21 protein-coding genes are annotated in these 25,626 nt (G+C 59.3%); all 21 read right to left on the reverse strand.

Going from position 1 to position 25,626, the window contains the following annotated elements; all coding sequences use genetic code 11:
• Nucleotides 1-15 precede the first annotated feature (15 nt).
• On the reverse strand, nt 16-3,459 hold the full coding sequence (gene dnaE, locus V6617_RS10695; RefSeq protein WP_338606969.1) for a DNA polymerase III subunit alpha: 3,444 nt from the start codon (nt 3,457-3,459) through the stop codon (nt 16-18).
• A gap of 545 nt (nt 3,460-4,004) precedes the next feature.
• Nucleotides 4,005-4,691 (reverse strand): ABC transporter ATP-binding protein, encoded by a 687-nt coding sequence (locus V6617_RS10700; RefSeq protein WP_338606970.1) that lies wholly within the window; start codon nt 4,689-4,691, stop codon nt 4,005-4,007.
• Nucleotides 4,684-5,988 carry an ABC transporter permease gene (locus tag V6617_RS10705; protein WP_338610683.1) on the reverse strand — a complete coding sequence of 435 codons (1,305 nt, stop codon included), beginning with the start codon at nt 5,986-5,988 and terminating at the stop codon, nt 4,684-4,686. The genes V6617_RS10700 and V6617_RS10705 overlap by 8 nt, the downstream gene beginning before the upstream one ends.
• A gap of 59 nt (nt 5,989-6,047) precedes the next feature.
• Nucleotides 6,048-7,397: a proline--tRNA ligase gene (gene proS, locus V6617_RS10710; protein WP_338606971.1), complete on the reverse strand. Its 1,350-nt coding sequence runs from the start codon at nt 7,395-7,397 to the stop codon at nt 6,048-6,050.
• 363 nt (nt 7,398-7,760) lie between these two features.
• Nucleotides 7,761-8,006: a DUF1467 family protein gene (locus V6617_RS10715; protein ID WP_338606972.1), complete on the reverse strand. Its 246-nt coding sequence runs from the start codon at nt 8,004-8,006 to the stop codon at nt 7,761-7,763.
• 8 nt (nt 8,007-8,014) lie between these two features.
• Nucleotides 8,015-9,697, reverse strand: a complete 1,683-nt coding sequence (locus tag V6617_RS10720) for a ribonuclease J (RefSeq protein ID WP_338606973.1) — start codon at nt 9,695-9,697, stop codon at nt 8,015-8,017.
• 60 nt (nt 9,698-9,757) lie between these two features.
• Nucleotides 9,758-10,525: a biotin--[acetyl-CoA-carboxylase] ligase gene (locus V6617_RS10725; RefSeq protein WP_338606974.1), complete on the reverse strand. Its 768-nt coding sequence runs from the start codon at nt 10,523-10,525 to the stop codon at nt 9,758-9,760.
• A gap of 77 nt (nt 10,526-10,602) precedes the next feature.
• Nucleotides 10,603-11,997, reverse strand: a complete 1,395-nt coding sequence (nuoN, locus tag V6617_RS10730; protein ID WP_338610684.1) for an NADH-quinone oxidoreductase subunit NuoN — start codon at nt 11,995-11,997, stop codon at nt 10,603-10,605.
• 60 nt (nt 11,998-12,057) lie between these two features.
• Entirely contained in the window at nt 12,058-13,617 is a 1,560-nt protein-coding gene (locus V6617_RS10735; protein ID WP_422394777.1) for an NADH-quinone oxidoreductase subunit M, read from the reverse strand.
• Complete coding sequence (gene nuoL, locus V6617_RS10740; protein ID WP_338606975.1) at nt 13,614-15,572, reverse strand: NADH-quinone oxidoreductase subunit L; 1,959 nt, start codon at nt 15,570-15,572, stop codon at nt 13,614-13,616. The genes V6617_RS10735 and nuoL overlap by 4 nt, the downstream gene beginning before the upstream one ends.
• 7 nt (nt 15,573-15,579) lie before the next feature.
• On the reverse strand, nt 15,580-15,894 hold the full coding sequence (gene nuoK / locus V6617_RS10745; protein ID WP_338610686.1) for an NADH-quinone oxidoreductase subunit NuoK: 315 nt from the start codon (nt 15,892-15,894) through the stop codon (nt 15,580-15,582).
• Nucleotides 15,895-15,904: 10 nt separating this feature from the next.
• Nucleotides 15,905-16,513 carry an NADH-quinone oxidoreductase subunit J gene (locus V6617_RS10750; protein ID WP_338606976.1) on the reverse strand — a complete coding sequence of 203 codons (609 nt, stop codon included), beginning with the start codon at nt 16,511-16,513 and terminating at the stop codon, nt 15,905-15,907.
• A 9-nt stretch (nt 16,514-16,522) separates the two neighbouring features.
• Nucleotides 16,523-17,011, reverse strand: coding sequence for an NADH-quinone oxidoreductase subunit NuoI (gene nuoI, locus V6617_RS10755; RefSeq protein WP_338606977.1), 489 nt, complete (start codon nt 17,009-17,011; stop codon nt 16,523-16,525).
• Between the two features lie 14 nt (nt 17,012-17,025).
• Nucleotides 17,026-18,060, reverse strand: coding sequence for an NADH-quinone oxidoreductase subunit NuoH (gene nuoH, locus V6617_RS10760; protein WP_338610687.1), 1,035 nt, complete (start codon nt 18,058-18,060; stop codon nt 17,026-17,028).
• 72 nt (nt 18,061-18,132) lie between these two features.
• Nucleotides 18,133-20,226 (reverse strand): NADH-quinone oxidoreductase subunit NuoG, encoded by a 2,094-nt coding sequence (nuoG, locus tag V6617_RS10765; protein ID WP_338606978.1) that lies wholly within the window; start codon nt 20,224-20,226, stop codon nt 18,133-18,135.
• Nucleotides 20,227-20,232: 6 nt separating this feature from the next.
• Nucleotides 20,233-21,540, reverse strand: a complete 1,308-nt coding sequence (gene nuoF / locus V6617_RS10770; protein ID WP_338606979.1) for an NADH-quinone oxidoreductase subunit NuoF — start codon at nt 21,538-21,540, stop codon at nt 20,233-20,235.
• Nucleotides 21,541-21,552: 12 nt separating this feature from the next.
• Complete coding sequence (gene nuoE, locus V6617_RS10775; RefSeq protein ID WP_338606980.1) at nt 21,553-22,776, reverse strand: NADH-quinone oxidoreductase subunit NuoE; 1,224 nt, start codon at nt 22,774-22,776, stop codon at nt 21,553-21,555.
• The gene (locus tag V6617_RS10780; protein ID WP_338606981.1) at nt 22,776-23,966 is read right to left on the reverse strand and encodes an NADH-quinone oxidoreductase subunit D; all 1,191 of its coding nucleotides are present in this window, start codon (nt 23,964-23,966) and stop codon (nt 22,776-22,778) included. The genes nuoE and V6617_RS10780 overlap by 1 nt, the downstream gene beginning before the upstream one ends.
• Nucleotides 23,963-24,565 (reverse strand): NADH-quinone oxidoreductase subunit C, encoded by a 603-nt coding sequence (locus V6617_RS10785; protein WP_338606982.1) that lies wholly within the window; start codon nt 24,563-24,565, stop codon nt 23,963-23,965. Before V6617_RS10785 ends, V6617_RS10780 begins: the two co-directional genes overlap by 4 nt.
• A gap of 9 nt (nt 24,566-24,574) precedes the next feature.
• Entirely contained in the window at nt 24,575-25,153 is a 579-nt protein-coding gene (locus V6617_RS10790) for an NADH-quinone oxidoreductase subunit B family protein (RefSeq protein ID WP_338606983.1), read from the reverse strand.
• Nucleotides 25,144-25,509: an NADH-quinone oxidoreductase subunit A gene (locus V6617_RS10795; RefSeq protein WP_014130486.1), complete on the reverse strand. Its 366-nt coding sequence runs from the start codon at nt 25,507-25,509 to the stop codon at nt 25,144-25,146. The genes V6617_RS10790 and V6617_RS10795 overlap by 10 nt, the downstream gene beginning before the upstream one ends.
• Nucleotides 25,510-25,626: the final 117 nt, after the last annotated feature.

Here is a 25,626-nt window from a genome sequence, read left to right on the forward strand (position 1 = left end):
GGCAAGCGTTACAGGCTAGTTCAAGCGCACATCAACCACACCGGTAACGGCTTTGAGCCCGCCGGCCAGTTGTGGCGTGAGGCGAAACTGACCGGGCAGCTCAATTTCGTACTCGCGTTCACCCCCGTCGCGGACCAGCACGAGGCTGACAACCCCCTCCCCACCCGGCTGGAGCTGGGATTTGATCGGCCCAAGGCATCGCTCGTTGCCGGCAAAGATCGTCATGCGGCGACCGAGCTTTTCGACCGAGGCATCTATCGGCTCGCAATTGATGAGTCGGAGCCGAACGCCGTCGGGCCGGGAATCGGCGCCGACCTCGAGCACTATCGACTTGCCAGGTTCGAGCCAACGGCCGAAATCACTGATCTGCTCGGAAAATGCTATGCACTCGAATGACCCGCTGGGATCGGAAAACATCATGATCGCCATCGTCGAACCCTTGCGGGTGCGGCGGTCTTGGCGCGAGATCAGCGTTCCGGCCAGACGCCCGGCAACGGCGCCATTTCTCGCGGCGCGCTCGAAGCTTGACCATTGCTGAACGCGGAGTTTCTCGAACAGCTCGGTGTAGTCATCGAGAGGATGGGCGGAGAGATAGAAGCCTATGGCAGCGTGTTCGCGCGCCAGACGTTCGGTGAGGCTCCAGGGCGCGACATGTTCGGGGGGCGTAATGGCCTGGGGCTGGCTGGACGCAAACATATCCACGATGCCATCTGCGCGACCGCTGGTTTCGCGCTGGGCGGTGTTCACTATGGTATCAATGACTTCGACCAGTTGCTCGCGGCGCTTGTTGAGCATGTCGAAAGCGCCGGCATTTATGAGCGTTTCCAAGGTCCGCTTATTGATGACCTTCGGATCGATGCGGGAGGCGAAATCGGCGAGATCGCCGAACGGGCGGTCACCACGAATCTCGACAATATGTTCGGCAACGTTCCGGCCCACACCCTTAACGGCGCACAGCGAATAAAAAATGCGGCCATCGCGCACCGAGAAATTGACCTCGGACCGGTTGATGCAAGGCGGGACGACTTCAATACCTTTTTTCTGAGCCTCACGGCGGAAATCGGACAGCTTGTCTGTCTGGGCCATGTCGAGCGTCATGGACGCCGCGTAGAATTGTTCCGGGTAATGGGTCTTCAGATAGGCCGTCTGGTAGGATACCCAGGCGTACGCTGCGGCATGGCTCTTGTTGAAGCCGTAATTGGCGAACTTGGCGAGCAGGTCGAAGATGGTGTCGGCCTGGCCCTTCTTGATGCCGTTGCGGATTGCGCCTTCCTGGAAGCGGACGCGCTGCTTGTCCATTTCGGCCTTGATCTTCTTGCCCATCGCGCGGCGCAGCACGTCGGCCTCGCCCAGGGAGTAGCCAGCCAAGAGCTGGGCGATCTGCATCACCTGTTCCTGATAGACAATGATGCCGTAAGTCTCATCGAGTACCGCGGCGAGTGTTTCGTGGGGGTATTCCACCTCCTCGTGCCCGTGCTTGCGATGAATGAAGCTCGGGATATTGTCCATCGGACCGGGCCGGTAGAGCGCATTCATCGCGATCAGATCTTCGATGCGGTCAGGCTTGAGCTCGACCAGAGAACGCCGCATGCCCGGACTTTCAAACTGGAAGATGCCGTAGGTATCGCCATCGGCGTAGAGCTTATAAGTGGGCGCATCCTCGAGCGGGATGGCATCGATATCGAGGTCGACGCCAGTTTCCTTTACCATTTCAACGGCATAGCGGATCGTGGTCAGTGTCTTGAGGCCGAGGAAGTCGAACTTCACAAGACCTGCCGGTTCGACCCATTTCAGATTGTACTGGGTAACCGGCATATCCGAGCGCGGATCACGGTAGAGCGGGAGCAGCTTTTGCAGCGGGCGGTCACCAATCACGATGCCTGCGGCGTGGGTCGAGGCGTGGCGGAACAGGCCCTCGAGCTTTCCGGCAATCCGCAACAGTTCGGCGACAGTCTCATCCTCGTCGCGCATCATCTGCAGGCGCGGCTCGTCGTTTATCGCTTGCGCCAGGGTCACGGGGTTGGCTGGATTGTTGGGGACCAGCTTGCAGATGCGGTCGACCTGGCCGTAGGGCATCTGAAGCACGCGGCCGACGTCGCGCAGCGCGGCGCGTGGCTGGAGCGTTCCGAAGGTGATGATCTGGGCGACCTGCTCGTAGCCGTATTTGTCCTGAACGTAGCGAATGACCTCTTCACGGCGTTCCTGGCAGAAGTCGATGTCAAAGTCGGGCATCGACACGCGTTCGGGATTGAGGAAGCGCTCGAACAGCAGATTGTAGCGCAGCGGATCGAGGTCCGTGATGGTGAGCGCATAGGCCACCAGTGAGCCGGCACCCGACCCACGGCCCGGGCCGACGGGAATATTGTGGGCTTTGGCCCATTTAATAAAGTCGGCAACGATAAGGAAATAGCCGGGAAACTTCATGTCCCGGATCACCTTGATCTCGAATTCCAACCGCTCCTCATATTCCTGGGTGGTTCGCTCGGGGGCGTGGCCATAATCGGCCAAACGCATCTTGAGTCCCTCACGCGCCTGGCGCGCCAGTTCCTCTCCTTCGGCGGCGACCGCCTCCTCTTCCCCCACTCCGTCCGCAGCAGCGAATTTGGGCAGAATGGGATCGTGAGTGCGTGGGCGATAGCTGCAGCGTTGTGCAATCTCGACCGTGTTTTCCAGCGCTTCGGGCAGATCGGAAAACAACGCGATCATTTCCTCGCGCGACTTGAAATAATGCTGGTCCGACAGGCGCCGGCGCTCGGTCTGCGCGACAACGGAGCCCGCGGCGATGGCCAGCAGCGCATCGTGGGAATCGTAGTCATCCTGCTTGGGATAATAAGGCTCGTTGGTCGCAACGAGCGGCAGACCGAGCGTATATGCCAGTTCGATCAGGCGCGGCTCGACGGCATTTTCCAGCGCGCGGTCATGGCGCTGGATTTCGACATAGAGCCGATCGCCGAACACCCGATGAAGAACCGCCAGCCGCGCCTCGGCCTGAACGTCAAGCCCTGCGGCGAGATAGGGGGCGATGGCTCCTTCGGGCCCACCTGTAAGACAGAGCAGGCCCAGCGCGTTATCGACCAGCCAGTCAATGTGGATGGCGGTACGCCCGTCGACCCCCTCCTGATATGCTCTCGAAACGAGCTCGGAGAGGTTGGAAAATCCTCCTGCATCGGCGGCGATCAGAACCACGGACCCTTTGCCCAGATTGACGCGGTCTGATGGCTTTTCGGTGTCGGCGCCAAAATCGAGCGCCAATTCGCAACCAATGATCGGCTGGATACCCTTGCCCGATGCCTTCTCGGAAAACTCCAGCGCGCCGAACAGATTGTTGGTGTCGGCAATACCGATGGCGGGCTGTCCGTCAGCCTTGGCCAAATCCAGTATCGTGCCAAGCGGCAATGCTCCCTCAAGCAGCGAGAAGGCCGAATGGACGTGAAGATGGACGAAACCGGGACCGGACATGTGAGCTAACCGAAGATGCTGGATTGCCTTTGTGCCATTCCGAGCCGTGCGATGCCACCTCACCAGCAGCTTATGCACAGCCGGGAATCAGACGAGATAGGGCATCATATCGAGATAGAGCAGCGTAACGCCACCAAAGGCTGTAAGCGAAACCAGAGCCATGAAGTCCTTGACGAAATCGAGCATGGAAACCTCCGTTGCACAGTGTTTATGTTTTGTTCTTATATATTCTTGATTTGTTCTTGTCCACGGAGTTCACAGGTCGACGACCGCGCTGGTTAAAAAAGTCTTTCCAGTCAATTGGGGTACCAGGTTCTCGTAATGAGGGATCACACGGCGTCAGTGCGGATTGGTGAGAACCCGCTTCGGCGCAAGGCAGCTGGCCCTTGGGGAAATACTCCAAGGTGACGTTGAAGATGGGACAAGCCAGCGGTTCCCCTCCACCCGGAACCCAGCGCAATATCTATCGAACGCGCATGGACGAGTGTCGGCCGCTGGTCCCGGCTCGGCTCTTGATGTGTCGGCAGAACCAGACGGACCAGAGCTTACAAAGTCGTGGGCTGGATGCGGCCTTCGACGATAGTCACGATGCGGTCGGCCTTACGGGCGAGATCGTGATTGTGTGTGGCAATGATGCAGCCGGCATTTTGCTGGCGGATCAGTTCGGCGAGCGCCGAGAACACGGTGTCGGATGTCGCAGGGTCGAGATTGCCGGTAGGTTCGTCGGCGAGAATGAGGCTTGGCCGGTTGGCGGCGGCACGGGCGATGGCGACACGCTGTTGCTCCCCGCCCGAAAGTTCGGCCGGCCGATGCGTGGTGCGATGACCGATTCCCATGGCGTCAAGCAGCGCCTTCGATCGCTGATCACCCTCGCGTTGGCTCTCACCGGCAATCAATTGCGGCATTGTGACGTTTTCGAGCGCGCTGAATTCGGGAAGCAGGTGGTGGAACTGATACACATAACCAATGAGATGACGGCGGAGCAGCGTGCGCTGACGGTCGGCAAGTTTGGCCGTCCGTTCGCCGTCAATATCGACGTCACCAGCTGTCGGACGCTCGAGCAGGCCGCAGATGTGGAGCAAGGTCGACTTGCCCGCGCCCGATGGAGCGATGAGCGCGACGATCTCACCGCGATTGACGGTCAGATCGGCGCCGTTGAGGACGTGGACGGCCCCTTCCCCATCACCATAGGTCTGGCGGACATCCTTGAGTTCGAGAAGCACGTCACTCATAGCGTAGCGCCTCCACGGGATCGTACTGGGCCGCGCGCCAGGCGGGATAAAGCGTAGCGAGGAAAGACAGCCCCAGTGCCATGACGAGCACTACAGTCACTTCAAGCGCATCAACCCGCGAGGGGAGTTGAGAGAGCATAAAGACCTCGGGCGGAAACAGCGCCACGCCAATGACACTGGACACCCAAGCCCTGATGGTTTCGGCGTTGAGGGCCAGGACCAAGCCAAGCAGGAAGCCGGCAAACGTCCCGATAAAGCCAATGGCAGTTCCGGTTATGCAGAAAATGCGCATGATCGAGGAACGTGTGGCACCCATGGTGCGCAACACCGCGATATCAGCGCCCTTGTCCTTCACCAGCATCACGAGGCTGGAGATGATATTGAAGGCCGCGACCAAAACGATCATCGAAAGAATTGTGAACATCACCACGCGCTCGACCTGCAAGGCCGAAAAGAAGGTGGCGTTGCGCCGCTGCCAATCGGTGAAAACCATCGGCCGACCAGCGGCCTGTTCGAGGTCGAGTTGTCTGTCCCAGGTGGCGTCCGGATCGTTAAGGAAGACCTCGACCGCCGTCGCCGTGTAAATCCGCTCATAGGCCGCGTCGATTTCCTCGTCACTGGCCATGATGTCGGGCTCTTCCATACCTTCGCGCAACCGGTCCTCATAGAGGCGGAAATAGTTCTGAGCTGCCCGGATGGGCATGAAAATGAACAGGGAATCGAATTCCACCATGCCAACATCGAAAACGACATTCACGGGATAGGATCGGATCTGCGGGGTTGAGCCGAGCGGGGTGCGCGGGCCATTGGGGGTAACGATGGTTATGGTATCGCCCACCGTCACACCAAGCTGGGACGCCATGCGGCTGCCGATGGCTACGCCCTCAAGATCGTCCCAATCCTCCCAGCCGCCGGCCAGGGCGCTCGAATAGAGCAAGGGGAGCTTCTCGATATCGGCGAGTGTCATGCCGCGCACATTGGCGCCCGTGGAATTATATGTACCGGTGACCAGCGCCTGGCCCTCGACAAATGCCACTGCGGAAACCACGCCATCGACTCCTTCGAGACGGTCACGGACCGCCTCGTAATCGTCAAAGGTCTCTTCGATGGGAAAGGCCGTGAAATGGCCGTTCAGACCGAGAATCTTGGACAGGAGCTCGTCGCGAAAGCCGTTCATGACGCTCATGACGACGATCAGGGTGGCAACGCCGATGGCGATGCCGATCATGGTCAGGGCGGCGATGACGGAAATGAACGCATCGCTGCGGCGTGCCCGCAGGTAGCGGCCGGACACCATCCACTCAAACCGTGAAAACGGGCGCGTTCCCTTTTGCTGCCGGGCGGCGTCGGCGGAGGTCAAGCGTTGTCCCTGCGTTCAGGATCGATGAGAGCTTTCAGGCGGGAAACGGCATCCTCGATGCCAATGGTTTCGCGTTCGCCGGATTTGCGGTGCTTGATTTCCACCTCGCCCGAGGCCAGACCGCGCGGGCCGACGATGAGCTGGAAGGGAATGCCGATGAGATCGGAGGTGGCGAACTTCTGGCCAGCGCCCGTGGAGCGGTCGTCATAGAGCGCGTCTATGCCCGCCGCGTGAAGCTGGCTGTAGAGCTTTTCGTTTGCGGCATCACATTCGGCATCGCCGGATTTGAGGTTGATGAGGGTAACCTCAAAGGGCGCGACCGAGACCGGCCAGATGATACCGTTTTCGTCGTGGCTGGCTTCGATAATAGCCGGAATGATCCGCGTTAGACCGATTCCGTACGAGCCCATATGGACGGCGACGTCTTTGCCGTCGGAGCCCGTGACGGTGGCGCCCATGGGCTCGGAATATTTGGTGCCGAAGTAAAAGACCTGACCCACTTCGATGCCCCGCGCTGCGATGCGCCTGTCCTCGGGCACTTTTGCGGCGAAATCGGCTTCATCGTGCATGTCTTCGGTGGCCGCATAAAGCGACGTCCAGTCGGCGACGATGCCGGATAGGTCGCCCATAAAGTCTGTGTCGGCAGACGGGATCGGTTTTTCGAGCATATCGGCATGGCAGAACACGCCACTCTCGCCCGTATCGGCCAGCACGATGAACTCGTGGGAAAGGTCGCCACCGATGGGGCCGGTTTCGGCGCGCATCGGGATTGCCGTCAACCCCATGCGCCAATAGGTGCGCAGGTAGGCAACAAACATGCGATTGTAGGCCTTGACGGCCTCATCCTTGTCGAGGTCGAAGGAATAGGCATCCTTCATCAGGAATTCACGGGAGCGCATGGTGCCAAAACGCGGGCGGATCTCGTCGCGGAACTTCCATTGAATGTGGTAGAGATTGAGCGGCAAATCCTTGTAGGACCGCACATAGGAACGGAAGATGTCGGTAATCATCTCCTCATTGGTCGGACCGTAGAGCATGTCGCGCTCATGGCGGTCCTGCATGCGCAGCATTTCCTTGCCGTAATCCTCATAGCGCCCGGATTCGCGCCACAGATCCGCGGACTGCAAAGTCGGCATCAGGAGTTCGACAGCCCCTGCCCGATTCTGCTCTTCCTCGATGATCTGCTGAATCTTGCGCAGCACCTTGTAGCCCAGCGGCAGCCAAGCATACATGCCGGCGCCCTGCTGGGAAATCATGCCGGCGCGCAGCATGAGGCGATGAGAAATGATTTCCGCCTCTTTGGGCGTCTCTTTGAGAACGGGCAGGAAATAGCGGGACAGGCGCATGAGAACTCCGATTTGCCGGGAACCGACTCAAGGGCTCAATACCGGGCTGCGCAATCAAGCGCAAGGAACGGTCAAAAGGCAAGTCCATGAGCGTTCAACGAGTTTCCTGTCGGTTTTTTGTCATTGCCTCACAAATCTCCAACTTTGTACTTGTCGCGACAATTTGTCCTTGGTAGGGTCCGCGCCATATAAAGAGAGGTGGGTACAACCCGCCGACGCTGACAACGTCAAGGGAGGAGCACTGGCCGCCCGATCTGTGCGCTGTAAGACCAGTGGATTGTCGCGAAACTTTAATCAGATGCAGGGCCTTAGCCCTGCATTTTTTTGTTCCGGATGAACTGAAAAGCTGGCCAACAGGGCTGTTCAGCTCCAGTATTCCTGTAGCCATGGATTGGACATGCCCCAGAAGATCAGCACGGTCAGGACGGCCGAGATCAGGGTGGTGGCAAGCGCCTTTTGCCAGAGATTGGCCTTGATAGGCGCTCCCGGGTCGGTGCCGTCTGTCACCTCCCCGTCTTCGTGCTGGCCACGCACCCCGAAAGGCAGGACGGCAAAAAGCACGGTCCACCAGATTACAAAATAGATCGCTATATAGGTAAAGGGCTGCATTATCTAAGCTATACCTTATGAACGAACACCTTGACGATGGGCTTGCGCCCCCAAGCAGCATTCAGCTCGGACCGCACGGCACGGCGGATCGCTTCGGCAAAGCGCCCGGTATCGGAGCGGCGCTTTTCGGGGAAACTCTTGATCGCCCCCCGTGCCGCCGACTGGGCGACAGCGCTGAGCGGATCATCATCGTCCGCCAGATCAGGAAGTCCGTCCAGATCGAATTCTGGACCTGAGACGATCTGCCCCCGCCCATTGACCACCAGACTGACGATTGCGACGCCGCCAAAAGCCAGCCGACGGCGGTCGCGCACATTCGATTCCTCGGGCGTACACAGAAGATTGCCGTCGAGATAGAGAATGCCGGTGCGCACTTCGCCGCGGTGGTGCTTGGTGGAGGGAAAGAGCTGAACCATGTCGCCATTGCGGATCGACAGGACGGTCTTGATGCCCTTTTCACGCCCGAAGGCTGCGTGGGCTTCAAGATGCATCGGCTCACCATGGACCGGAATGAGGATGTCGGGCTTGAGCCAATCGTAGAGCTGGGCCAACTCGTGCCGCCTCGGGTGGCCAGACACATGTATCATTTCGTCGCGGCCGGTGACGATCTGGACACCCTTGTCGACGAGTTTGTTCTGGATGTCCTGCACGGCCTTTTCGTTGCCTGGAATGGCCCAGGAGGAAAAGATCGCCATATCGCCGGGCGACAGATCGATTACCGGATGCGAGCCATCGGCGATGCGGGCCATCGCGGCGCGGGATTCGCCCTGACTGCCGGTGGCGATCAAAACGACCTTGTCGCGCGGCAGGTAGCCATAGGCGTCCTGATCAAGAAAATCAGGCACGCCTTCCATCAAGCCCAGTTCGCGGGCAATTCCGGCAATGCGATGCACGGCCCGGCCCGCCGCCACGACCTGGCGGTCGGCCTTGGCGGCTGCGCGCGCGATAGAGATCATGCGACCGAGATTGGACGCAAAGATGGTAACGGCGACGCGATTCTTTGCTGTCGCGATCAAACGCTCGAGATTGACACCGACCTCGGTCTCCGAGGGACTATCGCCCTCTTTCATCGCATTGGTGGAATCGCAGATCAGGGCCACTGGCTTGCCGTCCGAACCGATTTCCTTGAAGCGCTTGATGTTGGTGGGTGCGGTGCCGATCGGGGAAGGATCGATCTTCCAGTCCCCGGTATGGATCACACGGCCGGCCGGCGTTTCGATGAGCAAGGCGTTGGATTCGGGGATCGAATGGGAAACCTCGATGGGTTCGACCTTGAAGGGGCCAACCTGAAAAGGGACACCGGGGGTAAATATCTGGACTTCGACATCGTCCTCGATGTTGTTCGATATCCGCTTTGCCTTGAGCATGGCGGCACCGAAGCGGCCGGCGAAAACGGGCTTGTCGAAGGCTGGCCAGATATCAAGGATGGCGCCGTAGTGGTCTTCATGAGCGTGGGTGAGCACAAGACCGACAACGTTGTCGCTCTCTTCTTCGAGAAACGAGGGATCGGGCATGACCAGTTCGATGCCCGGGAGTTCCGGACCGCCGAAGCTGACGCCGCAATCGACCACCAGCCATTTGCGATTGTCTGCCGGGCCGAAACCGTAAAGCCCCATGTTCATACCGATCTCGCCAACGCCACCAAGGGGCAGGAAGACCATTTCGTCCTGTCCGGACTGTTTATTTGCCATAGGCCATCGCGCGACCGGATTGCGGTCACGCCCTTTCAAAAATTGGTGGCAATCGCCCTCTCAGCGTAGCGTTGCCGTGGTTCCAAAATGGACGTCGCCCGCCGCTATCGCGATACGATGTCCCTCGTCGTCGCGGACAATCAGATGGCCCGCATCATCAATTGTTTCGAAAATGCCGCGCAGCACACCATCACCGCGCTGAACGGCAACTTCAGCACCGATCCCCGCAGCGCTTTGGCGCCAGCGGTTGATGATCCGGCTGGTACCGGCTCCGTTGTTCCAGATCTCGTAACACTCGACCCAGCTTTCGGCCAGTGCCTCAAAGACCGAGGGGGCATCAAAGGGCGCTCCCAGCGTCGCCAGAGAGGTGGCCGGATACGGCAAACCTTCCGGCGCTGCGACCACGTTGACGCCGATGCCGATAACGATCGCCGTGCGTCCGTCGGGGCGCTTCTGCGCCTCAAGCAGGATACCGGCGAGCTTGGCACCGTCGGCGAGCACATCGTTTGGCCATTTCAATGCTATGCGTGCTCGCCCCCCGCCGGCGGTGCCGTCTGCACCATCGATCCCGCCCCGAATTGCAGCCGCGGGAATCAAACGCGCCAGAGCGGCGTTGAGCGCCACTCCGGCGACGAAGCCCAGGCCGGCAAGGCCTGCAGCTGGGGCATCAGGCACCATCATCAGCGAAGCTGCAAGATTGCCATGGGGGCTTTCCCATGCCCGACCACGACGGCCTCTGCCCTCGGTCTGCTGCAGGGCTGCGAACCACGTTTTTCCCGCATCGCCCGACATTGCAGCGTTCATGGCTTCGGCGTTGGTCGAACCCACGCTGTCAAAGCCGATTACTCGATAACCAGCCCTAACAGCGCTTTCAGGAAGAGGAAAGGCGACCACCCGGTCCTGCTCTAAAAAAGGGAGTTGGCGGCGCCATGGGCGATGGCCGTCAGAGGCGCCCCTACCGTGAAAAAGTAGCTGAGCACCAAAAAACCCGTGAGTGCCATCACGACGCGCAACTCGATGGCTGGCACCGCATAGGACTGGGTGGGTTCGTCGAAATACATGACCTTGATGATGCGCAGATAGTAAAATGCGCTCACCGCGCTGGCCAGCATGCCAATCACCGCGAGAACGAAAAGCTGGGCTTCGATGGCCGCAAGAAACACCTGCCATTTGGCAAAGAATCCGGCAAGTGGCGGCAGGCCGACTAAGGAAAACATGAACAACGCCAGTATTGCGGCGACGAATGGACGGGATTTGGCCAGACCCGCCAGATCATCTATTGTTTCCACGTAGCCGTCGTCGTTTTTGAGCGCGAGCACGCAGGCGAAGGTGCCAATGGTCATGGTGATATAAACGGCCATATAGATGGCGACACCTTCCACGCCGATGATGTTGCCCGCAGAAAGACCGACCAAAGCGAAGCCGACATGGCCGATGGACGAATAGGCCAGCAGCCGTTTGAGGTTGTTCTGGCCGATGGCCGCAAACGAGGCCAATACCATGGAGGCAATTGAAAGGAAGATCACGACCTGCTGCCAATCGCTGGCGATGGGTTCGAACGCATCGAACACGACCCGAATAAGCAGAGCCATCGCAGCCACCTTGGGTGCGGATGCGAAAAAGGCGGTTACGGGGGTCGGTGCACCTTCATAAACGTCCGGCGTCCACATGTGAAACGGGACTGCGGAAATCTTGAAGGCAATGCCAGCGAGCAGAAAGACCAGGCCGAAGATGATGCCGGGTGTCCGCTCGCCAAGCGCCACGGCTTCGGCGATCTGGTCGAGCTGTGTGTGCCCGGTGAAGCCATAAACCAGAGAGGCACCGTAAAGGAGCATCCCCGACGACAGAGCACCGAGAACGAAGTATTTCAGACCCGCTTCAGTTGCCTTGCCACTGTCGCGCTTGAAAGCTGCGAGAACGTACAGCGCGAGCGACTGCAATTCGAGGCCGACATACAGGCTCATCAGATCGTTGGCCGACACCATCATCATCATGCCCAATGTGGCAAGAACGATAAGGACCGGATATTCGAACTTGTTGAGGCCATTTTCGATGGCACTGGACACCGAGAGGACCAGAGCGAAAGCCGACCCAGCAAGTATGAGAACCTTCATGAAGCGGGCAAAGCCGTCATTGATGAAGCCGCCAGAAAAGATCACGCCTTCCGAGGGAAGGAACGAAACCATCACGGCAATGGCGACCAGAAGACCGATGGCAATACCGGTGATACCAGTCGCTATTTCCTTCTTCGCGAATACGCCAACAAGCAGCAAAACCAGCGCGCCAACGGCGAGCAGCATTTCGGGATAGGCGGGCGCCAGAGAGGCGAAACCGGCAAATTCAGACACCACATTCACCTCCTAATGGGCCGTAGCGGCAGGCGCCGCGACATCGGCCGCAGGCACCGTCACATCGACGAGCGCAGACATCGGTTCGATGCCGACGGCAGCCTGATACTGATCGACAAGCGCGCCCACCGAAGTGGCCATCGCATCCATCAGGGGCGCCGGGTAGAAACCAAAGAGAATGGTGAGGATGATCAGCGGAACAATCGTCACCATTTCGCGGGCATTGAGATCGAGAATGGATTTGAGACTTTCCTTCTCGAGCGCACCCCAGATGATCTTGCGATAGAGCCAAAGGGCATAGCACGCCGACAGGATAACACCGGTGGTGGCAAATACTGCAAACCAGGTGTTGACCTGGAAGATGGCCAGCAACGTCAGGAACTCGCCGACAAAGCCCGAAGTGCCGGGCAGGCCGACATTGGCCATTGTGAAAACCATGAACGCGAACGCGTATTTGGGCATGCGTTCGACGAGCCCGCCATAAGCATTGACGTCACGGGTGTGCATGCGGTCATAGATAACGCCGACCGACAGAAAGAGCGCGCCCGATACGATGCCGTGCGAGATCATCTGGAAGATCGCGCCCTGAACGCCGTAAACATTCCCGGCGAAAATGCCCATCGTCACGAAGCCCATATGCGCGACCGAAGAATAGGCGATCAGTTTTTTGATGTCGGTTTGAACCAGCGCCACCAGCGAAGTGATGATGATCGCGGCGACGGAAAGGAAGAACACGAAGTTCGAGAAATACAGCGACGCATCGGGGAACATGGGCAGCGAGAAGCGCAAGAAGCCATAGCCGCCAAGCTTGAGCAGGATTGCCGCAAGGATCACCGATCCGGCCGTGGGCGCTTCGACGTGCGCCTCGGGTAACCAGCGGTGGAACGGCCACATGGGCATCTTTACCGCCAACGAGGCAAAGAATGCAAGCCAGAGCCAATACTGAACGTTCTCGGGGAAATCGTAATCGAGCAGACGCGCGATATCGAGCGTTCCCGCCTGCCAGTACATGGCCATGATGGCCAGCAGCATCAGCACCGAGCCTATGAACGTGTAAAAGAAGAACTTGTAGGACGCCTGGATACGCCTCTTGCCGCCCCAGATGCCGATGATGAGGAACATCGGAACCAGCGTGCCTTCGAAGAACACGTAGAACATGGCCAGATCGAGCGTCGTGAAAACGCCGATCATCAGCATTTCGAGGACCAGGAACAGCACCATGTATTCACGGATGCGGAAGGTGATCGAATCCCAGCTCGCAAGGATGCACATGGGCATCAACAGCCCGGTCAGCACGATAAACAGCACCGAGATGCCATCCACGCCCATGCGATAGCCGATGACATCGCCGAGCCATGGATGGTTCTGGACGAACTGGAAATCCGCCGTATCGGGATCGAACATGCCCCACATGACCAGCGTGAAAATGAAGGTCACGACGGTCGTGGCAAGCGCGATGCGCTTGATGTTGAGCTGAGCGACGGGGTCGCCCCCAGGGGTCAGCAGAATGAAGAAGGCCCCAACCAGCGGCAGAAACGTAACGATGGTCAGGATGTTGTTTTCAAGGATCATCCCAGAAGTCCCCCGGCGGCGATGGCCCAAGTGATAAGGGCTGCAACGCCGATGAGCATGGCGAAGGCATAGTGATAGAGGTAGCCTGACTGCAGGCGCGTAACGTAGCCGGTTACTTGCCGGACCCGGCGGCCGAGGCCTTCTACCAGGGTCTGATCGACGAGCCAGTCATCGAACCCTTTCCAGAGCGCAGTGCCAATCCAGCGGGCCGGTCGCACGAAGATGGCGTCATAGAGCTCGTCGAAGTACCATTTGTTGAGCAGGAACTTGTAGAGCAGCGGCTGTTCGGCAGCGAGCTGCTTGGGGGCGGACGGGTTGCGGATATACATGTACCAGGCGGTGACGAACCCGATCAGCATGGCCACGGTTGCTGACCACTTTACCCAGGTTGGAACGCCGTGCGCTTCCTCGATAATGTGCTCATCCACGACGATCGCGCCATGGAAGAAGTGCGCGATGTGTTCGGCATGTCCGAAGAAGGCGTCGTAAAACACCACGCCCGCGAGCACTGCACCAATGGCAAGAACGTAGAGAGGGATCAGCATGACGTTCGGGCTCTCGTGAGCATGATCGAACGTATGGTGATCGGCACGCGTCGGGCCGTGGAAGGTGAGGTGCACCAAGCGCCAGGAATAAAAGCTGGTGAACAGGGCGGCGATGACCAGAAGCCAGAACGCAAATGATCCGGCGGTGCCACCAAAGGCATAAGAAGCCTCGATAATCGCGTCCTTGGAGAAGAACCCGGCAAAGCCGAACGAGGTCCCCGGAATGCCGACACCGGTCAGGGCAAGCGTACCGATGAGCATCATGGCATAGGTGATCGGAATCTTGCGGGCGATGCCGCCCATATTGCGCATGTCCTGTTCGTGATGCATCGCGTGGATGACCGAGCCAGCGCCAAGGAACAGCAGCGCCTTGAAGAAGGCGTGGGTGAACAGGTGGAATATGCCCGCTGAATAGGCTCCTACCCCGAGGGCCACGAACATATAACCCAGCTGGGACATCGTGGAATAGGCAATGACGCGCTTGATGTCGTTCTGAACCAGTCCGATGGTCGCCGCGCAGAAGGCGGTTATGGCTCCGATATAGATGATGAACAGGGTCGCCGCTTCGCTCATTTCGAACATTGGCGAGAGCCGCGCGACCATGAACACGCCGGCGGTCACCATGGTCGCAGCGTGGATCAGTGCGGAAACCGGCGTTGGGCCTTCCATGGCGTCGGGCAGCCATGTGTGGAGCAGGAACTGGGCCGACTTGCCCATGGCGCCCATAAACAGCAGCAGGCAGATGACCGTCATCGCGTGGGCATCCCACCACAGGAACGGCATCGTGGCGTCTGCGACACCGGGAAGGACCGCGAAGGTTTCATCGAAACCAAGCGTGCCGATGAGAAAGAAGGTGCCGAAAATACCGAGCGCGAAACCGAAGTCACCGACGCGGTTGACGACGAAGGCTTTGACGGCGGCAGCGCGTGCGGATTCCTTTTGGTACCAGAAGCCGATCAGCAGGTAGGAAGCCAGGCCCACGCCTTCCCAGCCGAAGAACATCTGGACGAAGTTATCGGCGGTCACCAGCATGAGCATGGCGAAGGTGAAAAGCGAGAGATAGGCAAAGAAGCGCGCACGATGCGGATCTTCGTGCATGTAGCCGATGGAATAGAGGTGAACGAGCGAAGAGACTGTGTTGACAACAACCAGCATGATGACCGTCAGCGTATCGACGCGGAGCACCCAATCGATCTGAAGATCGCCTGAGTGAATCCAGGTCATTACAGTAACCTTATAGGCCTCGCCGTCGCCCAGAAAGAACGGCAGGAAGACGATCCACGAGAGTGCAGCGGCGCCCATCAGAAGCGATGTTGTGATGATTTCCGCGGGCTTGTGCCCGATGGCGCGGCCAAAAAGCCCAGCGACCAGCGCGCCGATCAGCGGCAGGAATACAATTGCCTGGATCATGGCCGCCCTAGCCCTTCATCATGTTGACGTCATCGACCGCGATCGAGCCCCGATTGCGGAAGAAGATCACGAGAATCGCAAGGCCGATGGCGGCCTCGGCTGCGGCGACGGTCAGGATCAGCAGTGCGAACACCTGTCCCACCAGATCGCCCAGATGGGATGAAAAAGCAACGAAGTTGATGTTGACCGCAAGCAGGATCAGCTCCACCGACATCAAGATGATGATGATGTTCTTGCGATTGAGAAAAATCCCGAACACGCCAATGGTGAACAGAATGGCTGCTACGGTCAGGAAGTGACCGAGCCCGACTGCCGGTGTCATCATAATCCCCCTATAGCCCTTTTCCGCTCTCGACCTTGACGATTTCGACGCCCGTCGCCTTGGTCCGCGCGACCTGCGCGGAAATATCCTGGCGCTTGACGTTCGGCTTGTGGCGCAGGGTCAGAACGATCGCTCCGATCATGGCCACCAGAAGCACGAGGCCGCACGCCTGGAAGAGGTAAATGTAGTTCGTGTAGAGCACCCGCCCGAGGGCGCGTGTGTTTTCCACGCCCCCATCGATCGGGAGCACGCCACCAGTCGCTGCGTCCGGAGCCAGATAGGCAGAGCCGGCGACCAACAGCAACTCAAGCAGCAGAATGATGCCGACCACGATACCGATGGGCGCATACTGGAGAATACCGCGCCGTAACTCGCCGAAATCCACATCGAGCATCATGACGACGAATAGGAACAGCACCGCAACTGCGCCGACATAGACCACGATCAGGATCAGCGCCAGAAACTCGGCCCCGGCCAGCATGAAAATGCCCGCCGCATTGACGAAGGCAAGAATGAGAAACAGCACCGAATGCACGGGATTTCGCGAAGAAATCACCATGATCGCCGAAGCAACAACGATGGTCGAGAACAGGTAGAAGAAAAACAGCGGCAAGGTCACCTGTCGCTCCTAACGGTACGGTGCATCAAGGGCGATGTTAGCAGCGAGTTCACGCTCCCAACGGTCGCCATTGGCCAGGAGACGATCCTTGGAGAAGTAAAGCTCCTCGCGCGTCTCGGTTGCAAATTCGAAATTGGGGCCTTCAACGATGGCATCGACCGGGCAGGCTTCCTGGCAGAAACCGCAATAGATGCATTTGACCATATCGATGTCGTAGCGAACCGTGCGGCGGGTGCCGTCGTTCTGACGCGGGCCGGCTTCAATGGTGATGGCCTGGGCCGGGCAGATCGCTTCGCACAGCTTGCAGGCAATGCAGCGTTCTTCGCCATTGGGATAACGGCGCAGAGCATGTTCTCCACGAAAGCGCGGCGAGACCGCGCCCTTTTCGAACGGGTAGTTGATGGTCGGCTTGGGCGCAAAGAAATAGCGCATTGCCAGAAAGAACGTCGATACGAACTCCCTGAGCAGCAGAGCGTCGAGAAACCGCAAGGCTTTCATTTGTGGTTCTCTCCTTATGCCATGCCGCCGTGCCAGCCCCAGCCCGTGAGCTGAAGAACGAAGGCAACGACAACGATCATGACCAGCGAGATCGGCAGGAAAACCTTCCAGCCCAGACGCATCAACTGGTCATAGCGGTAACGAGGGACGAAGGCCTTGACCATGGCAAACATGAAAAAGACCAGCGAGAGCTTTAGCACGAACCACACGACGCCCGGGATCCAGGTGAAGGGCGGCAGATCGATCGGCGCCGTCCAGCCCCCCAAAAACAGAATGGTGGTGAGCGCGCACATGAGAATGATGGACACGTATTCGCCCAACATGAACATCATGTACGGGGTCGAGCCATATTCCACCATGAAGCCGGCAACAAGCTCGGATTCGGCTTCGGGAAGATCGAAGGGCGGGCGGTTGGTTTCGGCGAGTGCGGAAATAAAGAAGATGACGAACATCGGGAACAGCGGCAGCCAGAACCAGTTCAGGAAGGTCAGCCACGGCACGCCGAGCACATGGGCCAGGCCACCGGCCTGCTGCGCCATCACGATATGAGTCAGATTGAGCGAGCCGACACACAACAGGACCGTCACGATCACAAAGCCGATGGAAACCTCATAAGACACCATTTGAGCAGCGGAACGGAGGGCACCGAGGAATGGATATTTCGAATTCGACGCCCACCCGCCCATGATGACGCCATAGACACCCAGAGACGATATCGCGAAGATGTAGAGGATGCCGATATTTATGTCGGCGAGCGCCCAGCCCTCAGCAACCGGCACCACGGCCCAGGCCGAAAGCGCGAGAAGGACGCTTACGAGCGGCGCGAGAAGGAAGACCGCCTTGTCGGCGCCGGCCGGAATGACCGGCTCCTTGAAGACGAATTTGAGGAGATCGGCAAAGCTCTGGAACAAGCCGAAAGCGCCGACCACGTTGGGACCACGGCGAATCTGAACAGCGGCCCAGATCTTGCGGTCTGCGAGCAGGACATACGCTGTGAACACCAAAAGGGTCACCAGAAGTAACAGCGCCTTCCAGACAAACCCGACCATGGTGCCGAGCCCGAGGATCGGGGCACCGAGAAGATAGTCGAGCGCGTATACAATCCAGTCCATATCGCTGCCTTACTCCGCGGCCTGTTTCAGACCCGATATAAGCTGCGAACATTCGGCCATTACGGCAGATGCACGCGCTATGGGGTTGGTGAGGTAGAAGTCGCCGACCGGAGAGATCAGAGCGTATGTCGACTTCGGCACTGCAGTATCTGCCAGAGCGGATACATCGGAAGCACTGCCCGGCGCAATGGCATCGAGCTGAGCAAGGTGAGGATATTCCCCATAAAGCCGCGCACGAAGACCCGAAAGCGAGTCAAACGGCAGCGGCTGACCAAGAACCGCCGAGAGGGCGCGCAGAATTGCCCAGTCTTCCTTGGCCTCACCGGGCGCGAAGACCGCACGGGCCGTCATCTGAACACGGCCCTCGGTGTTCACGTAGGTTGCTGATTTTTCGGTGTAGGTCGCGGCGGGCAGGATGACATCGGCCCGGTGGGCGCCCGCGTCGCCGTGCGTTCCGATGTATACCACCTTGGTTTCGCCAAGACCCGACATGTCGATTTCGTCAGCGCCAAGAACAAACAGAACGTCAAGCTTTCCCGTACCGGCGGCCTTGAGCATACCGGCGGTATCGAGACCGCCTCGTCCCGGAAAAAGTCCGATATCGAGGGCACCGACGCGCGAAGCAGCCGTATGGAGGACGGCAAAGCCGTTCCAGTCTGCGGTCAAGGCGCCAGCCGTTTTGGCGATTTCAGTGGCAAAGCCGAGAACGTTCTTTGCTGACACCCCCGTGACCGCACCCTCACCCACGATCACAATCGGGCGCTGGGCCTTTTTGAGCGTCTTTGCGAAGCTGCCCTTGCCCGAAGCCAAGTCGGCCAATGAGTCGATCCCTGCGCCGAGATGCGTATAATCGTAAGTCAGATCGGCCGCTTCGCCGATCACGCCGATTTCCACACCGCCGGCGCGCCATGCCTTTCGGATGCGGGCGTTGAGCACGGCAGCCTCACGACGCGGGTTGGCGCCAATGATAAGAATCGCGTCGGCCTGCTCGATGCCGGCAATCGTGGGGTTGAAGATATACGACCCCCTGCCCTTTTTGGGATCCAGCGCCGAACCGGCAGGGCGAGCGTCAATATTTGACGAGCCCAGCAAGCCCATAAGGTTCTTGAGGGCATACATTTCCTCGACACCCGCCAGATCGCCCGCGATTGCGCCGATACGGCCCGGTTCGACAGTCTTGACCAGAGCGGCGACCGCGGCGAACGCCTCATTCCACGAGACGGCCCGCAGCTTCTTGCTCTTGCGCACATAGGGGCGATCGAGGCGCTGGGTGCGCAGACCATCCCAGATGAAGCGGGTCTTGTCGGAAATCCACTCTTCGTTGATGCCTTCATGGATGCGCGGCAGGACACGCATGACTTCACCGCCGCGAGAATCGACGCGAATGTTGGAACCGACGGCATCCATGACGTCGATGGATTCGGTCTTGTTGAGTTCCCAGGGACGGGCCTGGAAAGCATAGGGCTTCGAGGTCAACGCGCCGACCGGGCAAAGGTCGATGACGTTGCCCTGCAGCTCGGAGGTCATCGACTGTTCGAGGTACGAGGTGATCTCGGCATCCTCGCCACGGCCGATCAGACCCAGCTCCGAAACGCCGGCGACTTCGGTGGTGAAGCGCACGCAGCGGGTACAGTGAATGCACCGGTTCATGATGGTCTTGACCAGCGGGCCGATATGCTTGTTTTCGACGGCGCGCTTGTTTTCCCAGTAGCGGGACGTATCCACGCCATAGGCCATGGCCTGATCCTGCAGATCGCACTCGCCGCCCTGGTCGCAGATCGGGCAATCGAGCGGATGGTTGATGAGCAGGAACTCCATCACGCCTTCGCGGGCCTTTTTGACCATCGGCGTGTTGGTGAACATTTCAGGCGCCTCGCCGTTCGGGCCGGGGCGCAGGTCGCGCACGCTCATGGCGCAGCTTGCCTGGGGTTTGGGCGGGCCGCCTTTCACTTCCACGAGGCACATGCGGCAATTGCCTGCCACCGACAGACGCTCATGATAGCAGAAGCGCGGGATTTCCGCGCCAGCTGCCTCGGCAGCCTGCATCAGTGTGAAGTGATCGGGAACCTCGATCAGTTCGCCATCGACCTTGATTTGCGCCATTCGTTCTTACTCCGCCGCAACCGAAGGCACCGCGCCATCGGTGGTGGACTTGTAGGTGTATGCGTCGATCCGCGCTTCAATCACGGGACGGAAATTGCGGATCAGGCCCTGGATCGGCCAAGCCGCGGCATCGCCCAGAGCGCAGATGGTGTGGCCCTCGACCTGCTTGGTGACGGCGAACAGCATGTCGATCTCGCGCTTTTGCGCTTCGCCGCGCACCATGCGCTCCATCACCCGCATCATCCAACCCGTGCCTTCACGGCACGGCGTGCACTGGCCGCAGCTTTCATGCTTGTAGAAGGCGGAAAGGCGCCAGATGGCCTTGATGATGTCGGTGGACTTATCCATGACGATCACGGCAGCAGTGCCGAGCGAGGAACCGACTTCGCGAAGGCCGTCGAAATCCATATGGGCTGAGCGAATTTTTTCGCCGGGCACGCAAGGGACCGAGGAGCCGCCGGGGATGACGGCCAGCAGATTGTCCCAGCCGCCGCGGATGCCGCCGCAATGCTTTTCGATCAGCACGTCGAACGGCGTACCCATCTCTTCTTCGAAGGTCGCCGGATTGTTGACGTGCCCGGAGACGCAGAAGAGCTTGGTGCCGGTGTTGTTCTCACGACCGAGACCGGCGAACCATGCGGCGCCACGGCGCAGGATTTCAGGGACGACGGCGATGGACTCGACGTTATTGACTGTGGTCGGGCACCCATAAAGGCCCATACCGGCGGGGAAAGGTGGCTTCAGGCGCGGCTGGCCCTTCTTGCCTTCGAGGGATTCGAGCAGCGCGGTTTCCTCACCGCAAATATAAGCACCGGCCCCGTGATGGACGATGATGTCGAAGTCCCAGCCATGAATGTTGTTTTTGCCGATGAGTTTGGCGTCGTAGGCCTGCTGCACAGCAGCCTCGAGCCGCTGGCGCTCGCGCATGAACTCACCGCGCACATAGATGTAGGCGGCGTGGGCGTCCATGGCGCGCCCGGCGATCAGACAACCCTCGACCAGATGATGCGGATCGTGGCGCAGAATTTCGCGGTCCTTGCAAGTGCCCGGCTCGGATTCGTCGGCATTGACGACCAGATAATGAGGGCGACCGTCATTGACCTTGGGCATGAACGACCATTTCAGGCCCGTCGAAAAGCCCGCACCACCACGGCCACGGAGGCCGGAGGCCTTGACCTCGTTGGTCAGCCAGTCGCGGCCCTGGTCGAGCAATTCCTTGGTTCCATTCCACGAGCCGCGACGACGAGCGCCTTCGAGACCCCAGTCTTCCTGACCGTAGAGATTTGTGAAAATGCGATCCTGATCCGTGAGCATCGATCAAATCCCCTAGCGCGGCTTCTTGCCGAAGACGCGGACATATTCGTCAACGCCACCGTCGGCCAGCGCCTTTGCCTGACCTTTCCAGTTGTCCCGGGCAACGCGACCCTTGAAGTTGAGCACCGCATCAACCCGCTCGACTTCGGCGTCTGTGAATGCGGCCACCTGGGCATATTGGGTGATACCCAGATCGTTGAGCTTGCGCTCGATCACCGGGCCGACGCCGGAAATGAGCTTGAGGTCATCTGCAGCGCCTGCGGGACGCTCGAACAGCGGCGCGCTGTCAGGCGTCGTTCCAGCCGATGTCGCAACCGCTTCCTGCTTTTTGCCAGCGCGGCTCGTGGTCTTGGTCTTCTCGCCGGTTTCGCTGGCCGTTTTTTCGACGGCGGGCGATTCAGCGCCGGTCGCGCCCTTGCGGGCGGCCTGATCCGGTTTGCGCCTGGCCGGTCCGGCAGCTTTCCTCTCGGCCGTTTCCGCGTCGGCCTCCGAGACCTTGCCAGCCCCCGACGGGCCCTTGATGGCGGGTGCGGCTTCCTCGTCGATCTTTTGCTTGCGGCCAGGCTTTGTCGCCTTTGCCTCGGCTTCAAGGTGGCCCCTATCCTGATGCGGCGGAGCCTTGGCGGGATCTTCGAGCAGGGTTATCTGTCCGTCCAGCGGCGCTGAGAACTTGCGGCCGTTTTGCGGGCCGGTCGGCACCTTGTCGCCGTCGCCATCACGGAAAGCGATCAGGATTTCCTCAAAGCGCTCGGGCGTCAGATCTTCATAGGTATCGAAACCGATTGTAACCATCGGTGCATTGACGCAAGCGCCTGCACATTCCACCTCTTCCCAGCTCATGGTTCCATCGTCGTTGAGATGATGCGGCTCGGCGTGAATGTGTTTTTGGCAAACGGCGCGAATATCTTCGGCGCCACGCAGCATGCACGGGGTGGTGCCGCACACCTGGATATGAGCGCGGGTGCCAACCGGTTGAAGCTGGAACTGGGTGTAAAACGTCGCGACTTCCAAGACACGAATATAGGGCATGTCGAGCATTTGCGCGACCGATTCGATCGTCGCGCGCGACACCCAGCCATCCTGTTCCTGGGCGCGCATGAGCAGCGGAATGACCGCTGACTGCTGGCGTCCGGCCGGATACATGGCGATACGTTTTTTTGCCCAGGCCGTATTTTCCTTCGAAAAGGAAAAACTCTCGGGCTGGACTGCTTCTTCTGCAAGGCGACGCACGCTCATTAGCGATCAACCTCTCCGAACACGATGTCGAGGGAACCCAGAATGGCCGAAACGTCAGCCAGAAGGTGCCCGCGACAGAGAAAATCCATGGCTTGCAGATGCGCGAACCCGGGCGCGCGAATCTTGCAGCGATACGGCCTGTTGGTGCCATCGGACACCAGATAGACGCCAAACTCGCCCTTGGGCGCTTCGACGGCCGCGTAAACTTCACCCTCGGGCACGCGGAAGCCTTCGGTGTAAAGCTTGAAGTGGTGGATGAGCGCTTCCATCGAGCGCTTCATCTCGCCGCGTTTGGGCGGAACAACCTTGCCGTCCATTGTCGAGACCGGCCCCTGCCCTTCGGGTGAATTGAGCAGATCAATGCACTGGCGCATGATCAAATTGGACTGACGCATCTCCTCCATCCGGATGAGGTAGCGATCATAGCAGTCACCGTTCTTGCCGACTGGGATATCGAATTCGAGCTGGTCGTAGCACTCGTAGGGCTGGCTCTTGCGCAGATCCCATGCCGCACCCGAGCCGCGGACCATGACACCGGAAAAGCCCCATGCCCAGGCATCCTCGAGCGTAACAGTAGCAATATCAACGTTGCGCTGCTTGAAGATGCGATTGCCGGTAATGAGCTGATCGAGATCTTCGAGAGCCTTGGGGAAGGTTTCGGTGAATTTGGCGATATCGTCGATCAAGTCCTGCGGCAGATCCTGATGGACGCCACCGGGACGCACATAGGCGGCGTGCATGCGCGAGCCCGAAGCGCGCTCATAGAAAACCATGAGCTGTTCGCGCTGCTCGAATCCCCAAAGCGGCGGGGTGAGCGCGCCAACATCGAGCGCCTGTGTCGTGACATTGAGCATATGGGAGAGGATGCGCCCGATCTCGGAATACAGCACACGAATAAGCTGCCCCCGGAACGGCACCTCGATTCCCAAAAGCTTTTCGATGGCCAGGGCAAAGGCGTGCTCCTGATTCATCGGCGCGACATAGTCGAGGCGGTCGAAATAGGGCACCGCCTGCAGATAGGTCTTGGCTTCGATCAGCTTTTCGGTGCCGCGATGCAGCAGCCCCACATGCGGATCGACGCGCTCGACCACTTCGCCATCAAGCTCGAGAACGAGCCGCAAGACACCATGAGCCGCAGGATGCTGCGGGCCAAAGTTAATGTTGAACGTGCGAACATCGTGCTCGGTCATTGCTTGGCCTTCTCGTCGCCCGGCAGCACATAATCGGTGCCTTCCCAGGGCGAAAGGTAATCGAAATCCCGAAATTCCTGCGCCAGCTTGACGGGCTCATAGACGACGCGCTTGCGCTCTTCGTCGTAGCGGACCTCGACAAAGCCGGTCAGCGGGAAATCCTTGCGCAGCGGATGGCCGTCGAAGCCATAGTCGGTCAGAATGCGGCGCAGATCGTGGTGCCCAGAGAACAGGATGCCATAAAGGTCGTAGGCTTCGCGCTCGAACCAGTCCGCGCCAGGAAAAACGCCGGTAATTGAAGGAACTGGCGTTACTTCGTCCGTCATGACCCGTACGCGAATACGGACATTCTGCTGAGGGCTGAGCAGATGATAGACCACATCGAAACGCTGGGCGCGCTCGGGATAGTCCACGCCACACACATCGATGATGGAAATGAACTGGCAACGCGGGTCGTCGCGCAGGGTGCGCATGACATTGAGGATCGCGTCGGGCTTTGCTTCGAGCGTCAACTCGCCATAGGCGACATTGTACCCATCGAGTGCCTCGCCCAGCTTGAGCGCAATGTACTCGCCGAGTTCAGAAAGAGCGTCTTCCATTGATTGGCCTTATCGCTCGATGGTTCCGGTGCGCCGGATCTTCTTTTGCAACAGCAGCACGCCATACAGCAGTGCTTCGGCAGTCGGCGGGCAGCCGGGAACGTAGATATCGACCGGCACCACGCGGTCACATCCGCGCACCACCGAGTAGGAATAGTGATAATATCCGCCGCCATTGGCGCAGCTGCCCATGGAGATGACGTAGCGCGGCTCGGGCATCTGGTCATAGACCTTGCGCAGCGCCGGGGCCATCTTGTTGGTCAGCGTGCCCGCAACAATCATCACGTCGGACTGACGCGGAGAAGCGCGCGGTGCAAAGCCGAAGCGCTCGCAATCGTAGCGCGGCATCGACATCTGCATCATTTCCACGGCGCAGCAGGCCAACCCGAAGGTCATCCACATCAGCGAACCGGTACGGGCCCAGTTGATGAGCTCATCGGTCGAGGTGACGAGAAAGCCTTTGTCGGCCAACTCGTTGTTGACCTCGACATAGTACGGATCAGTCGCACCGACGGGCAGACTGGTCGCAGGGTCGATAACGCCACGCGGCCGGGGTGCAACCAAAGTATTGTTGTCACTCAATCCCATTCGAGAGCACCTTTGCGCCATTCATAGATAAAGCCGACGGTGAGAACCCCCAAGAAAATCATCATCGACCAGAAGCCATACCAGCCGACTTCACCGAAGGCCACGGCCCAGGGGAAAAGGAATGCCACTTCGAGATCGAAGATGATGAACAGAATCGCGACCAGATAGAAGCGCACATCGAACTTCATGCGCGCATCGTCAAAGGCGACAAAACCACATTCGTAGGCGGAAACTTTTTCAGGATCGGGCCGCTTTACGGCGATCAGGAAGGGGGCGACCAGCAGCGCCAGACCGATAACGGCGGCGAGCCCCACAAAGATCAGAATCGGCAGATAAGCGCTGAGCAGTTCGTTCATTGACAGCCAAGCCTTCAGTAGGGCCCGGTTGGGAGCCGAGCGAAAGGACTCGCGGCTATCCGAGCCCCTGTCTTTGGAGAGGGCTTAACCCACCCCCCAAGTGGTTTCAAGGGGAGA

The organism is Pelagibacterium nitratireducens, assembly GCF_037044555.1.
Classification (GTDB): Bacteria; Pseudomonadota; Alphaproteobacteria; order Rhizobiales; family Devosiaceae; genus Pelagibacterium; species Pelagibacterium nitratireducens.

Excerpts from the sequence above, each read along its gene's own strand:
- nuoE (WP_338606980.1), bottom strand. The coding sequence starts at position 22,776 with ATGAGCGTGCGTCGCCTTGCAGAAGAAGCAGTCCAGCCCGAGAGTTTT.
- nuoI (WP_338606977.1), bottom strand. The coding sequence starts at position 17,011 with ATGAAAGCCTTGCGGTTTCTCGACGCTCTGCTGCTCAGGGAGTTCGTA.
- V6617_RS10720 (WP_338606973.1), bottom strand. The coding sequence starts at position 9,697 with ATGGCAAATAAACAGTCCGGACAGGACGAAATGGTCTTCCTGCCCCTT.
- V6617_RS10715 (WP_338606972.1), bottom strand. The coding sequence starts at position 8,006 with ATGCAGCCCTTTACCTATATAGCGATCTATTTTGTAATCTGGTGGACC.
- V6617_RS10790 (WP_338606983.1), bottom strand. The coding sequence starts at position 25,153 with ATGGGATTGAGTGACAACAATACTTTGGTTGCACCCCGGCCGCGTGGC.
- V6617_RS10735 (WP_422394777.1), bottom strand. The coding sequence starts at position 13,617 with ATGATCCTTGAAAACAACATCCTGACCATCGTTACGTTTCTGCCGCTG.
- nuoL (WP_338606975.1), bottom strand. The coding sequence starts at position 15,572 with ATGATCCAGGCAATTGTATTCCTGCCGCTGATCGGCGCGCTGGTCGCT.
- V6617_RS10705 (WP_338610683.1), bottom strand. The coding sequence starts at position 5,988 with ATGGTGTCCGGCCGCTACCTGCGGGCACGCCGCAGCGATGCGTTCATT.
- nuoH (WP_338610687.1), bottom strand. The coding sequence starts at position 18,060 with ATGGTCGGGTTTGTCTGGAAGGCGCTGTTACTTCTGGTGACCCTTTTG.
- V6617_RS10700 (WP_338606970.1), bottom strand. The coding sequence starts at position 4,691 with ATGAGTGACGTGCTTCTCGAACTCAAGGATGTCCGCCAGACCTATGGT.
- nuoK (WP_338610686.1), bottom strand. The coding sequence starts at position 15,894 with ATGACACCGGCAGTCGGGCTCGGTCACTTCCTGACCGTAGCAGCCATT.
- V6617_RS10795 (WP_014130486.1), bottom strand. The coding sequence starts at position 25,509 with ATGAACGAACTGCTCAGCGCTTATCTGCCGATTCTGATCTTTGTGGGG.
- proS (WP_338606971.1), bottom strand. The coding sequence starts at position 7,397 with ATGCGCCTGTCCCGCTATTTCCTGCCCGTTCTCAAAGAGACGCCCAAA.
- V6617_RS10785 (WP_338606982.1), bottom strand. The coding sequence starts at position 24,565 with ATGGAAGACGCTCTTTCTGAACTCGGCGAGTACATTGCGCTCAAGCTG.
- nuoG (WP_338606978.1), bottom strand. The coding sequence starts at position 20,226 with ATGGCGCAAATCAAGGTCGATGGCGAACTGATCGAGGTTCCCGATCAC.
- nuoF (WP_338606979.1), bottom strand. The coding sequence starts at position 21,540 with ATGCTCACGGATCAGGATCGCATTTTCACAAATCTCTACGGTCAGGAA.
- dnaE (WP_338606969.1), bottom strand. The coding sequence starts at position 3,459 with ATGTCCGGTCCCGGTTTCGTCCATCTTCACGTCCATTCGGCCTTCTCG.
- nuoN (WP_338610684.1), bottom strand. The coding sequence starts at position 11,997 with ATGCTGCTCGCCGTTGGCGCGCTGGTTTTGCTGCTTGTTGGCGTATTC.
- V6617_RS10780 (WP_338606981.1), bottom strand. The coding sequence starts at position 23,966 with ATGACCGAGCACGATGTTCGCACGTTCAACATTAACTTTGGCCCGCAG.